Below are 11971 nucleotides of genomic sequence, written 5' to 3'. Positions count from 1 at the left end.
AGAGGCCCCGGCGGCGGCAGTATTCGCCAAGCTCGGTCTCGTTCATCGCGGCCGTCTCGATCACTGCCGCGAGCTTATCGGTTGAGGTCCAACCCTCGGGACCCGTCTTCGCATCGGGCAGGAACTGGCCTTTCGCCCGCGCCTCTTCACGCCATTTGGCGAGCGTGCCCCGCGAAATCCCTTCCTCCTGCGATAGCTGCCGCAGCGGCCTGTTGTTCGGTGGCAGCATCTTCGTCAGAACCGCCGCCTTCCTCTCCGGTGAGTATGCCAATCCATCATCCTGTCCGCCCGCCTCAGGGTACACTTTTCAGATTAGTACGGGCGACAACATCCCTGACAGAGGGGGCGAGCGGGCCCTCGTTATTTCGCTCCAGAGGCCGGTTGGCAGCATCCGCTGCCAGTTCCTCGAACGCTCCGTCCGATCTCCCAACTTCAACTCTGCCACAAACAAGAGCAGTGCGGCCTCGGTGTCACGCGTTATGCCATAGAAGCGAGGACTGGAGCTGACGCGCGCCGCTCGTGACGATGGGCGAGGTGCTGACCGTCACGATTTCAGGATCCGATTACAGTTCACTTGATACTGGGCCCCGCACTGACATGTGTGCAGCGCGCCTGTGCGCACAGAGCATCCTCCGAATGTCAAGCTGCGCACTCGATAAGCATCTTCCTACGCTCGGAGCGTTGAGGAATGGTCGCGGCGTTTCGCATGCGCCGTAGCCAGTTTGGCCCGCTCACGTCCATGCATGCCGAATAGAAAGTAGCGCGTGCAGCTGTCGCTTGCTCCGCCATCGGCGCCGGACGACCTTGTTATTCCGCCCGGGTGATGCTGTCGATGCGTGTGATCCCGTCGTCGCCAGCCTGCCTGAACTCGATCAGGACGATGTCTCCGGCAGACAGCCCCTCTGGCACATCAAGCGTCTCCGGGATCGTCCAGACGGTCCTGTCGGGCGAATGCCAGCACTGTGCCTCTGGTGTCGTCTGCCACGACTGCGGTCGCCGAGGCGATCATGAGAGCACATGCGGTGAATAAACGCATCCTACAGACTCCAAGTCGAAGAATTGTTTCGGTACAATTAATCTTCCTCCTACGTGACGCATGGCGCAAGTTTCTTCTGTCGTCTCTTCACAGCAGTCGCCGACACGCCTGGAATGCAAACCCCCTCGCTGACTTCGCCGGGTCATGAGCGTTCCTCTCGACACGAAGCCGATGGAGGCGCAAGCCATAGGAGCCCTACCCGAAGGACAGGGGTGGCTCTATGAGCCAAAATACGATGGCTTCCGCTGTCTGGCACACGTGCACGGCGCGCAGGCGCACCTGAGATCCAAGAACCGTAAGGCGCTTGGCCGCTACTTCTCTGAGATCGTCGAGGCGCTCCTGGAGGTTCCCGAGGGCGATTTCTTTCTGGACGGCGAAATCATCTCGCCGGAGGGATTTGAGGCGCTCCAACTGCGTCTACATCCCGCTGCAACCCGTGTTCAGGAGCTTTCAGTGCGGCACCCGGCGAAGCTGGTCGTGTTTGACATCCCGGAGCGTAAGACCACCAGCCTGCTCAGCCAGCCGCTCTCGGAACGGCGCCGCAAACTCGAGGAGCTGATGACGAAGCTCGGCCGCTCCCGGACGCTGACGCTGGGGAAGAGCACGCACTCCATCAAGACTGCCCGCAACTGGGTCGGTATGCAGGGGCTCGATGGCGTGATGGCCAAGAAGCTCGACCTCCGCTACGAGCCCGGCAAGCGCGCGATGAAAAAGTACAAGGTTTGGAAGACGGTGGACTGCGTGATCGGCGGCATCTACGGGAAGGCGGGCACTCGGATTCTCGACAGTCTACTTCTCGGGCTCTACGACGACCACGATCTGCTCCACTATGTCGGCTGGGCCCGCATTCCTCCTGGTGGCCAAGAAATGGGAGAGCTTCTCCGGGAGCTCGAAGCCGGTGCAGACTTCACCGGCCGAAAGCCTGGAAAACGAGATCGATGGGGCGGAGGAGATCGAGACTACGTTCCGCTGACGCCGGTCGTGGTCGCCGAGATGTGGACCGACCACATCACCGACGACTTCATGCGCCACGGCGTGCGTCTCCTGCGGTTCCGGCAGGATAAGGATCCTGAGAACTGCCGGATCGACCAGATCAAGTGAACGGGCCAAAGAACGGGCTGCCACCCCGAAGAGCAGCAGCCCTGCTTAAAAATATGAAAACGAGTATTCGAAGAGCAATGAGTTCAGATTCACTCAGTCTCTCGATTCGTTCAAGCGCTGCTCGCATGACGGGCTTTAGTCCACTATAATCAGGTTATGACGACCTTCGCTCCCTCCGACTACGCCTTCATCGACTTCGAAGCCTCCTCCCTCTACCAGGGAAGCTGGCCTATCGAGGTCGGGCTCGCCTGGATCGAAGGCGACAGCATCAAGAGCTGGTCTTCGCTAATTTGCCCGGCCGACAGCTGGTCGATGCTTTACTGGAGCCCAGAGAGCGCCCGCGTGCACAATATCCCTCTGGAATGGCTTTATGGAGCACCGTCGGCCGAGCGGGTGGCTCAAGATATGCTTAGCGTAATCGGGGACAGGACGTTGATCTCGGACGCGCCTGCGGACCAAGTTTGGCTGTCACGCCTGCTCGAGACCTGCAAGGAAGCACCAGCGATTACTGTAGAACCTCTGGCCGACCTGTTCAGGTTTAGTGAGGTCTGATCCTGCCCCGGCTTGGTGGACACCCATGATAGGCTTTCGAGCCAACGGAAGGAGTGTCCGATGGAGAGCAAGAAGCGGCGTTATTTCCCTGATGCGTTCAAGCGGGAGGCGGTGGAGCGCGCCCGGACGAGTGGGCTGACGATCATTCAGGTGGCCGAGGAGCTCGGGCTCCACGAGACGGTCCTGCGGCGGTGGATGCGGCGGTTTGAGCCACCGGAGACGGGCCCTGCGCGGCGGCGCCCCGTCACGCAGGCGCAGGGCCCGTCTCCGGCTGACCTGGCGGCTGAGAACGCCCGGCTGAAACGAGAGCTGCAGAAGGCTGAGATGGAGCGAGATATATTAAAAAAAGCCGCGCTCATCTTCGGAAAGGGCTCCCGCTGACGTTCGGGTTCGTCGATGAGCACCGCCATCTCTGGCCCATCAGAATGATCTGCGCCGTGTTGGGGGTCTCTCCCAGTGGCTACTACGCTTGGCGGAAGCGCCCGGAGAGCAAACGGAGCGTTGAGAACCGGGCCCTTCTCAACGACATCCGCTGCGCCCATAGGGAAAGTGGCGGGTGTTATGGAGCCCCGCGTGTTCACGCCGCTCTGCGCGCCGCGGGTCGCTGCGTCGGTCGCCACCGCATCGCGCGCCTGATGCGTCTTGCCGGCCTGCGAGGCTTGGCCGCGATTCCGCGTCAGGTGCGCACGACCGACAGCCGGCACGACTATCCGATCGCGCCGAACAGGCTGCGAAGAAACTTCACGGCGACGGCGCCGAACCAGGTTTGGCTGGCTGATCTGACCTATATCCGGACCGGCGAAGGTTGGCTCTTTCTTGCGGCGCTGATCGACATGCACACCCGCAAGGTCGTCGGCTGGAGCATGCGCGAGACCCTGCATGCTTCGATCGCCCTCGAGGCGCTCGACATGGCCATCAAGCGCCAACGTCCGGCGCCCGGCTTGATCCAGCATTCCGACCGCGGGATCCAGTATGCCGCTGATGAGTACCGCCAAGCCCTCGCCGCGGCGAAGATAACGCCCTCGATGAGCCGGAAGGGGAACTGCCTCGATAACGCCCCCATGGAGAGCTTCTTTCACACGCTCAAAGTCGAGCGCGTTCACCACCGCGTCTACGCCACAAGGGACGACGCACGCCGCGATCTCTTCGCCTACATCGAGGGTTTCTACAATTCACGGCGCCTGCATTCCGCGATAGGCTACCGATCACCGGCCGACATGGAGCGCATGGCGGCCTGACCCCGTCCACTCTTTCGGGGCAGGATCAGTCCACACCCGCGCCTTCCTCGACTACCAGAAGCGGAATGAAGCAGATCACGTACATCGCGCGGGGCCGGACGCCGCGCTTCTGGCAAGGTGCCTTCAGTATGCCCTGAAGAAGGGCCACAAGCGGAGAAAGGGTCCAGCTTACTGGCGCGAGAGGGTCATCAGGCGGGCGATGAAGAATGGACGCGACCGCGCGGCGGCAGAAGAATGGTACCACTACACTCCTCTGTCCGGCTTCGGTGGTCGCACAGCGGAGCAGCTCGTCGACGAGGCTAAGGGTCAAGCCGCCGTCGATTATCTCGACGAGGTAGCGCTCGGCGGCTTCGCCTGAGTCAGGATACCCGTAGCAGTGCGTCGAAGAGATCTGGCTGCCGGTAGGCTTCTTCTATCCGACCACAGGCGATCTCGAAATAGTCAGGATCGATTTCGATGCCCACGGCCGCACGACCGAGAGCTGCGCAGGCTGCGAGCGTGGTGCCCGAGCCCATAAAGGGGTCCAGAACGGTTTCGCCTGGCTCGCTCCACCAGCGGACAGCCCATTTCATGTGGTGAAGTGAACGCGGGCACGGGTGATCCGGCCGGTCGGCCTTCTTTGTCGGCTGAGCGGGCTCACAACGGCCAGGAATGAGCCGCTGCCCTTCCCGAACAGGGATTGGCTTCCCGTAGCCGTACAGCGTTTCCATGCCTCCGAGGATGCGCCCCATCCGCCCGGCGACGGCATATTCGAGCATCTGGACACGGACAAACGGCAGGCACTCGGGCACGGCGCTCAGGATCCGGGGATCGCTGTCGCAGCGCATGATAATCGCGATCCGCTGCGCTTCCGTGCAGTGAGCCAGGACGTCTTCGAGGAGATCACGAGGATTATCGACGCCGGGAAACATCCCTTGGGGCGCGTTCGGCCAGACTGGATCAGTGATGACCGCATCATAACCTTCGAGATAGGAAACGATCTCTCTGCTGTCTCCAAGGATTAAGCGGCAGTCCCCGATAACCCTTTCTTTGATGAAGCCGCTATCGGAAACCATGGGATGTGAAGTAATCACGCAAATATCTGCCTCTACGGATAAGGCAGAATCTACAGAATAGGGGTTTCGGGCGGATTAACCCCGACCAGCACGGTGCCGTCTCTCATATTTCAGTCGCCTGACGGCCACCTCCCAAAGGCAGCTCAACGCGTGTCGAGACGACGCTCGGAAAACGGCTTTCACTGCTGCGTTGGAAGGCCACAGCCGCTTTCATACCTCCTTATACCCTTGCCTATCCGTGCCGAACAAATTCAAACGGCTTGACTTTATCTTCATCACGGCAACCTCGCTTCTTGATGAACAGAAGTTGTACAAATGAGCACACATGCACTACGGGCGTGGAAAGCGCAGAGCAGTCTGCTTGAAGCACGCGCCGAAAACTTGAAGAAGGACGCCCTGCTATCGATAGCGCATCACCCGCTCGCCGTAATGCTACGGCTTACATCCCAGGACATCACTGAAGATGTCGGCCTGAAGCAGCCTCGTCGCACGCCCGCCTTCAAGCTTGTCGGGGAGCACTTCACGAGCAAAGGTGAAAAGATCCGCTTCTCCGTCGCTCCAAAGATTGGCGCCGGAAAAATCCTTTCGAGGTGCGACTTTGTGAAAGAGCCCACCGCAAACATTTTTCTTTCGGCAAGCGGCGTCCTAGGGCTCGGGCAGACGTACCGCATGAAACACGTGAGTTCCGACGTTTATCAGACCATGGACCCGGAAGGGCTGGTGAAAGCCGTCCTACAGCCTCACGTGGTGTCCCAGCACGCCGGGCATCCGGCAAAGCAATACTGGATACTGTCCCTAGAATATTGCCATTTCAGATAACTGCCTCTATATCACAAGGAGAGGCAAGAAAATATTACATGCGGTTGCAATATATGTTGACACTCGACGGACAGAAGCTTCACTCGGAGCTCCAAGATGAGCTCTTCGACTATACGTTGGCGCTGAAGCTGATCGTATCCGACCTTCTCGTCGAGTCTATCGCGGAAGACAGTCGCCGGGTGCACGACATCGCCAAAGATTTCGGTGTCACCCCGTCCCGTCTCAGTGCTATTACAAGTCCGCACCTGCTCGACCGTGTGTCGCTAGGGACGAAGCTCGACGCTCTATATCATCTCGGGCGGGACGCCGTCATCAGCATCGAGTCCGTCTGCACGGTGCCCTTTAATCCTGAAGCCCCACCGAAAACCCTGCGCCTAATCGCCCCGTGCAGCGTGCGTCGCAGTGCCTTCAAGAGCGCGGACGACATGCTAGTCGAGCTCCGCCGCATTTGTCAGATCGGCCTTCGGACCTATGTGGAGGGTAATAATGTTACTTGGCGTGCGGTCGCAGCAGAGCTCGGTGTAAGCCCTTCGGCTCTGACGCTGATGACGAGCCTGAAGGCAAAGCGGGCGAAGTTCAGCACCATCGTGAATGCCATAGAGGAGCTCGGCGGCTGGGTCCAGATTGACGTCACCTTTCCGCCCAGGCCGCCGTCAGTCGACGGTCTGCAAGCAGATGTAGAAAACGGCTGCTGAGGCATAATTGACGACGGTCCCGAGGCCAGTTGCCACCCGCATCGTCCGGCGGCTTACCTTTGTCGATGATTCAGACAGGCGCAATATTCTCGGCGAGCGGGTGAACGCGATCAATCTTCCGAGCGCGCCGATGGAGTGAACGAACGCCCGCGACCGGCGCGGCTCTTTGTTCCGGCTTCAGCTCCAGGGCCAGCAACCAATCACGATACTTATGAGCCTTTGATCTTGTGATCCCGAACGATCATCACCGCGTAACGGCATGCTGTCGAATTCCCACGAAAACACGCACGCGTGACGCCGAGGGCCACGCGCTCACGGAACATCGCGATTTTGAGTTTTGACTTCATAGCCTCGTGCGACGACGCGCATCAAAACTGATGCCGCCGTGCCGTCATCAGGAATGATGCCGTGCTGTCTATGCCTTTCGAGGCGCGAGATCGCCAACTCGCTGCCTCCAACCTTCTCGAATGCGTGATTTCGAAGTCCGACGATCTTGAATCCACGATTCACGACCTGGAGACATCACGCAGGCACGGCTACTTGTCGCGATACTTCCTGACCTCGAAGGGATCTAACACTGGCGCCCTGAATCACAGTCCGAGGTCGTGGTCGTCATCGAAGGTCGTTTTTTCCTCGCAGGATCAGTTTTTTTGCGGAGTACGACGGGCATCGCCACCAGAATTGTAATTACAAGGCCCTCACGGTGCTTTCAGGGCGTTATGAGGGCATCGCCACTTCGCCGACATTGGCGGTCAAGGTGATGGCACCCCTGCCCTGCCGGATAAAGTCTCTCGAATGACGGTCATGGCGCGCGAGCCCGTGATTGTGTCTGTCCAGCACCTACCGAGCTTTCTGCCTGTGTTCGGTCTGGTGGTTTGGAGGCGGTAGTTGGGCGTTGCTGACGCGGCCCAGGAAGTGCCTTCGGAAGCCGGATGAGGATGCCTGATTGGGCACAGAGAGAGGATGCCTTTGAGGTATCCGAGGATGCAGGAAAACGGGGGCTGTAAGGGGTCTGAAGTAGGTGGCGGTAAGTTTCCATTAATACTAGCACCCCAACCCATAGATTGATTTCCCTTGCCTCAGGCCATACCTGAAATCGTAGATTAATCATTGGCAGGCATCCTGCCTGCATTGGAGAACAAAGATTATAGAATTGCCAGCCCCAAAGATGAAACTAGACCCTGAAAGAGGCCCCCAGGCACCCGATCAGGATATGATCCGGGGGCCAGAAAGCGCACCGCAACAAGAAGTGCAGGCGCCGACAATTTCAATCCATGATTTCGATCTTGATATTCAGGATTTCCTCAAGAGGCACGATCTCACCGTCGGCCTCGATACACAAGACCTGGACGTCCTGCGCTACCTGTCGCCCGAGCTCCTGCACGAGGCGTTCGAGGCATCCCGGAGCGTCGAGACGCTGACCCGGCCGACCGCAATGCTGCGCAAGTCCGGCACCATGAAGCAATACGAGCGCGCCGTGCGCAGACTCACGGAAGCCAACAGGGGCGGCGACCCCTACGCCGAGTATTCAATGTTGACAAAAACGGATGCCTGGAAAAGCAGGCAAAGCCGCTCCTTGGCGAAAGCTGCGCTCAACAGGTCCGCTAGCTCGCTCATCCTTCGGGAACTTCCGTCTTTCTATGAAACCCTGATCCATGATGCTCGAAATCAAGGGCAGAAGAACGCGGGTGTCGAGGCTAAGAAGCTCGAGGGCTTTCTGAACCATCACTATCACGACGACGGCCGCCCGGCACGAGAGCCTGCATTGTCGCTCGATGACGATGGTGACGCACCGCTTTACGACGTCGACTTCCTGCGTCGGCTGGCCCGCGCGAGCAAGTATCTTAACCAGTATCCGCCCGATCCGCATGGCATCCGGTCGCGCAAGGCCATGACCCGAGACCGAAAGAAACCGTCTTCGCCGCCCGAGATTCCGACAATCGACGAGCTCTGCACCCAGCGCAAGCTCTCGAAAGAGGACGCCAGGATCGAACTTGATCGTATTCTTGAATACAAGAAGCGCGAATTCATGGATCGCGGCGCATCCGAAATCGATGCTCAGCTGGAGGTCGACGCCCTAATTTGGCAACGCAAACCGGCTGCTGTGAGGGTTCGAAAGAGCAAGAGGGACGCACTTCGTCAGGTTCATGAACTCGAAAACCGGCAGATCAAGCGTGATCCGAACTACGACTGGCGGTCTGAATTCTGGTCGAAGGTGCTCACCCACAAGCACATGGATGACGACCGACGCGCGCAGATCGCGGTCCTGATGACCACCGGGTGTCGCCCCGTCGAGCTCTACAACGGCGTCACCGTCCACTTGCTCAAGCAGAAGAACACCGACGGCTACTACCGTCTGCTTCTCCGGATCCCCGGTTCGAAGGTGGCTGACGAGAGGTATCTGCTTGACGATGACGGCAGCCCGCTCAAGCGCACCGACGACGACAACGCGTTGATCCGCGAGTGGATGACTGATCCACGGTACGAGGACGTGCGCTCTTTCAATCAGAAGGGGCAGGCATTCCGGCTACTCGAGATCGACGCTCAGCAGCCAGAAGCCATCTGGCTCGCGCAGTACATGCAGGAGCACGGCGAAGTTCTCGATCCGGCCTACAGGAATCTTTCGAAGGCGGAGACGAACGCCTACCGGGAATATGACCATCAGATCGCGCTGACAAAGGTCATCAAACTGATCCACACGCCCCGTGATCGGGATGCCTGGCGGATGCTGGATGAACAGGAACGTCGGAATACCGCGACCAGCGCCCTAAGCAGCCAGGTTGCCAGCATCGGGAAAAAGGTGTTCCCGAAACTCCGGACGAAGATCACGAGCTATGTGCTCAGGCATGCCTTCTCGTCGGATTTCAAAGCGATGACGCCTGATCGCGCTGATCGCGGTGCAGTCATGGGGCATCAGTCGACGCTGACCCACGGCCGTTATGGGCACTCAAGCGCCGCCAAGCGCAAGTTGACGAGAAGCCGGGCAAGCCAGATCCGTAGCTTCAAAGTCTGCAAACCCGTCCGCAACCCCAGTCACAGATATCCCGGCGTTACTGCCGTACCGAAACCAGGAGCTAGACCATGAACAATTTTTTATGAACACCCCGACATCGATGATGGGCCGATGCAGAGCGGTCATATGCCTGACACTGGTTCACCTCCAACGCCTATGGCGCCCACTGGTCTCCATCCGCTCCGAGCGCCAGGCGCCCGATCATCTCGGCCAGGTGCCTTCTTTTCCCCTGACGTTGAGGAAGCCGTCACCTTTTTTTCGTTGTCAACATTCGAATCCATGACTAACGAAGGCTTCAAGAATAGGTGAACGGACGAGGGATCGGATCGAGGAAGCTGAGCGTCCATCGTGAAGAAATCGGAGCAAGATGCTTTGCAGGAGGCATTTGCAGACGTTTCAGAGGCTCCGGCGGACGATGTTCTTGCCATCCCTCGAGCGGATGACGAAGAAGGAAAACGCGCCGGATGCAGAGGATGCCGCAGGCCAATCCTTGTCAACATAGCCGTCACGGTCTACAACTGCATCAATAATACGAAGACCCGAGGCATTAGGAGCAATCCTCAGTGAAGTGGCGCGGCATCCGGATGATCCGAAGTCTTTGCCTTTGCGTCTCCACCTCGGCATCAAATGACGTCTCCGAAAGGACTGTAAGATGGCAGACTATCAAGAAATCAAGGACAGCCTGGAGCATCTGTCCAAGGACGACCTTCTGAAACTCCAGAAGGACGTCGACAGGGCAGTGATGCAGGTAGATGAGCGCCTTCGTCGGGAAGCTCGCCGGAAGGCAGCCGAGGTTGCACAAGAATATGGCATCTCTCTCGAGGAGCTGATCGGCAACACTCCGGCCAAAGCCCGGCGCCCGAAGTCGCCGCCGAAGTACGCACACCCGGAAAATCCCGAGCAAACCTGGTCGGGTCGCGGGCGTCAGCCTGCCTGGGTGAAAGAGCACATCGAAGCGGGCCGGGACATCGAAGAACTGGCGATCAAGCCGAAAGAGAACGCCTGAACCATCTGATTGAGGCCCTGCGGAGGTGATCTGCGGGGCCCTTCTATGAGACGAGAACAAGATGCTGGACAGTGAAGCAGCCGCAACCAGCGCGGTTGAGAAACAACATGACCTCAAGGCTCCCCTTCCCCCGCGTCATTGGACAGTTCGATGAGGTCGGAGCTGCTGAGAGCCGAGAGGTTAGAAGAGACAGCCGTACCTGATCTTCTGGTCCTACGGGATCGTGCTGCCGAAGTTCGCAAGGATCTTGTTGCGGAAAGGGTGAAGGCACTCGTTCGCGGGTATGGATTTACTTTGGATGAACTGGTGCGGACAACACGGAATAGTGGCGCTCGGCATCTCTCTGCCGCCAATCCGGAAGCATTTCGGACCGGCTACTTCTTCGGCCTGACGACGGCCATGGCGGAGGAAGCCATGAGGAACATGAGCCCTGATGAACTCCGCGAACTGATCGCCGAGATCGAGTTGCTCATCCACCGCAAGTATGCCGAGGCACGTGCAGCGGTGAAGGTCATTGCGCGGGATGCCGGGCTGCCCCTCCGGGCTCTCGCGAGCTGAGAAATCGGCGGGGCGGTTCGCGCTGATCCCTTCGTGTTATACAGGTCTCCGTACACCGGAAGAGTCGCACCTATTGATCGGTGGTCTCCGGTCTGTGCTTGGCAAATTGCACTCAACCTTTTTCCTGAGGCATCTATAGCCCCCGCAGGATACGAGCTGACCGAAGCTAGCTGACATCGGAGAAGATGAGCGCCCGAAGATCATATTTCTTCGGCCGCCGCTAGTCTGGATCACTTCGGCGCCTTGCTGCACGAGGTGAGGGCGGCGGTGCTCCATGATCCTAAAGCCGATACGCTGCCTGCCACGGACTATGGTAAACATTTCCACCTAGTTCGGGGGCCACCGCAAGAACGACCCGGTTGGCTGGTTGCGGGGGTTTGAGGAGGACTGCTGCTGATGCGAGAGAGATCAGCGATCATTTTGAACGGGTTTGCTCCCTCCGGGACATGATCTTGGCGCCGGATCAGCCGCTCGGCCGTTAACAGCTTGACGAGATCACGGCGCCTTCACCGGCCGCGTAATGAGCTCGTCCTGATCCAAGATGCAGGACGCGAAGCTATGGTGGCGAAGTTTCTTTATCATCCCGAGGCTACGCCGGACCACTTTGTTAGGTGGCCCCCGTTTTCCGGACAGTGTTGCGGCGCCGCTAAGCTTGCCTGTTGATCATGCCGCCGCTTTCAGGCCGGGGCCCTGATGGGCCTCGACCGGTGTTCGTCCGCCGAGCGCGGAGTGCGGGCGCTCGTTGTTGTAGAAGTCGATCCACTTGCCGATGCCAGCCCGGGCCGCTGACCCGGTCTCAAAGGCGTGCAGATAGACGCACTCATACTTCAGGGATCGCCATAGCCGCTCGATCATGACGTTGTCCATCCAGCGTCCGCGACCGTCCATCGAGACCTTC

11 protein-coding genes and 1 pseudogene are annotated in these 11971 nt (G+C 59.1%); 9 read left to right on the top strand and 3 right to left on the bottom strand.

The window, feature by feature from the left end; genetic code table 11:
- Positions 1-271 (bottom strand): annotated as a pseudogene (locus BM162_RS21635) (IS3 family transposase); the annotation flags it as partial.
- Between the two features lie 909 nt (positions 272-1180).
- On the opposite strand from BM162_RS21635, the gene BM162_RS21630 reads away from it, so the two are divergent.
- The 4 genes from BM162_RS21630 (at position 1181) to BM162_RS21615 (ending at position 4285) form a co-directional block, all read left to right on the top strand.
- A complete protein-coding gene (locus BM162_RS21630) occupies positions 1181-2137 on the top strand; it encodes an ATP-dependent DNA ligase (RefSeq protein ID WP_093425879.1) in 957 nt (318 codons plus the stop codon).
- Positions 2138-2293: 156 nt separating this feature from the next.
- Positions 2294-2689, top strand: a complete 396-nt coding sequence (locus BM162_RS21625) for a 3'-5' exonuclease (protein ID WP_093425877.1) — start codon at positions 2294-2296, stop codon at positions 2687-2689.
- Between the two features lie 60 nt (positions 2690-2749).
- Positions 2750-3927 (top strand): IS3 family transposase gene (locus tag BM162_RS21620; protein WP_093425876.1). Its coding sequence is split into 2 segments (ribosomal slippage): positions 2750-3029 and positions 3029-3927, totalling 1179 coding nucleotides; the frame shifts between segments, so codons are not numbered across the junction.
- Between the two features lie 199 nt (positions 3928-4126).
- A complete protein-coding gene (locus tag BM162_RS21615) occupies positions 4127-4285 on the top strand; it encodes an antitoxin Xre/MbcA/ParS toxin-binding domain-containing protein (RefSeq protein ID WP_093425874.1) in 159 nt (52 codons plus the stop codon).
- Position 4286: 1 nt separating this feature from the next.
- Here the strand turns inward: BM162_RS21615 and BM162_RS21610 are convergent, their stop codons facing one another.
- Positions 4287-4982: a DNA methyltransferase gene (locus BM162_RS21610; RefSeq protein WP_218153163.1), complete on the bottom strand. Its 696-nt coding sequence runs from the start codon at positions 4980-4982 to the stop codon at positions 4287-4289.
- 315 nt (positions 4983-5297) lie between these two features.
- On the opposite strand from BM162_RS21610, the gene BM162_RS21605 reads away from it, so the two are divergent.
- From BM162_RS21605 to BM162_RS21585, 5 genes are all read left to right on the top strand, one after another.
- Positions 5298-5801 (top strand): hypothetical protein, encoded by a 504-nt coding sequence (locus BM162_RS21605; RefSeq protein ID WP_093425873.1) that lies wholly within the window; start codon positions 5298-5300, stop codon positions 5799-5801.
- A 53-nt stretch (positions 5802-5854) separates the two neighbouring features.
- Entirely contained in the window at positions 5855-6496 is a 642-nt protein-coding gene (locus tag BM162_RS21600; RefSeq protein WP_143096286.1) for a hypothetical protein, read from the top strand.
- A 1213-nt stretch (positions 6497-7709) separates the two neighbouring features.
- Complete coding sequence (locus BM162_RS21595) at positions 7710-9581, top strand: site-specific integrase (RefSeq protein ID WP_093425870.1); 1872 nt, start codon at positions 7710-7712, stop codon at positions 9579-9581.
- A 580-nt stretch (positions 9582-10161) separates the two neighbouring features.
- The gene (locus tag BM162_RS21590) at positions 10162-10515 is read left to right on the top strand and encodes an H-NS histone family protein (RefSeq protein WP_093425868.1); all 354 of its coding nucleotides are present in this window, start codon (positions 10162-10164) and stop codon (positions 10513-10515) included.
- A gap of 150 nt (positions 10516-10665) precedes the next feature.
- Positions 10666-11073, top strand: coding sequence for a hypothetical protein (locus BM162_RS21585; protein ID WP_093425866.1), 408 nt, complete (start codon positions 10666-10668; stop codon positions 11071-11073).
- Positions 11074-11736: 663 nt separating this feature from the next.
- Here the strand turns inward: BM162_RS21585 and BM162_RS21580 are convergent.
- The coding region (locus tag BM162_RS21580) for an integrase core domain-containing protein (RefSeq protein ID WP_143096284.1) at positions 11737-11971 on the bottom strand (235 nt) is incomplete at its 5' end.

It is taken from the genome of Tranquillimonas alkanivorans, assembly GCF_900115595.1.
In the GTDB taxonomy this organism is placed as follows: domain Bacteria; phylum Pseudomonadota; class Alphaproteobacteria; order Rhodobacterales; family Rhodobacteraceae; genus Tranquillimonas; species Tranquillimonas alkanivorans.
This window is presented reverse-complemented; position numbering and strand designations above follow the sequence as displayed.

What these genes read in the sequence shown, in the direction of transcription:
- BM162_RS21610 (WP_218153163.1), bottom strand. Translation starts at nt 4,982, where the DNA reads ATGGTTTCCGATAGCGGCTTCATCAAAGAAAGGGTTATCGGGGACTGC.
- BM162_RS21595 (WP_093425870.1), top strand. Translation starts at nt 7,710, where the DNA reads ATGATCCGGGGGCCAGAAAGCGCACCGCAACAAGAAGTGCAGGCGCCG.
- BM162_RS21630 (WP_093425879.1), top strand. Translation starts at nt 1,181, where the DNA reads ATGAGCGTTCCTCTCGACACGAAGCCGATGGAGGCGCAAGCCATAGGA.
- BM162_RS21605 (WP_093425873.1), top strand. Translation starts at nt 5,298, where the DNA reads ATGAGCACACATGCACTACGGGCGTGGAAAGCGCAGAGCAGTCTGCTT.
- BM162_RS21585 (WP_093425866.1), top strand. Translation starts at nt 10,666, where the DNA reads ATGAGGTCGGAGCTGCTGAGAGCCGAGAGGTTAGAAGAGACAGCCGTA.
- BM162_RS21600 (WP_143096286.1), top strand. Translation starts at nt 5,855, where the DNA reads ATGTTGACACTCGACGGACAGAAGCTTCACTCGGAGCTCCAAGATGAG.
- BM162_RS21625 (WP_093425877.1), top strand. Translation starts at nt 2,294, where the DNA reads ATGACGACCTTCGCTCCCTCCGACTACGCCTTCATCGACTTCGAAGCC.
- BM162_RS21615 (WP_093425874.1), top strand. Translation starts at nt 4,127, where the DNA reads ATGAAGAATGGACGCGACCGCGCGGCGGCAGAAGAATGGTACCACTAC.
- BM162_RS21590 (WP_093425868.1), top strand. Translation starts at nt 10,162, where the DNA reads ATGGCAGACTATCAAGAAATCAAGGACAGCCTGGAGCATCTGTCCAAG.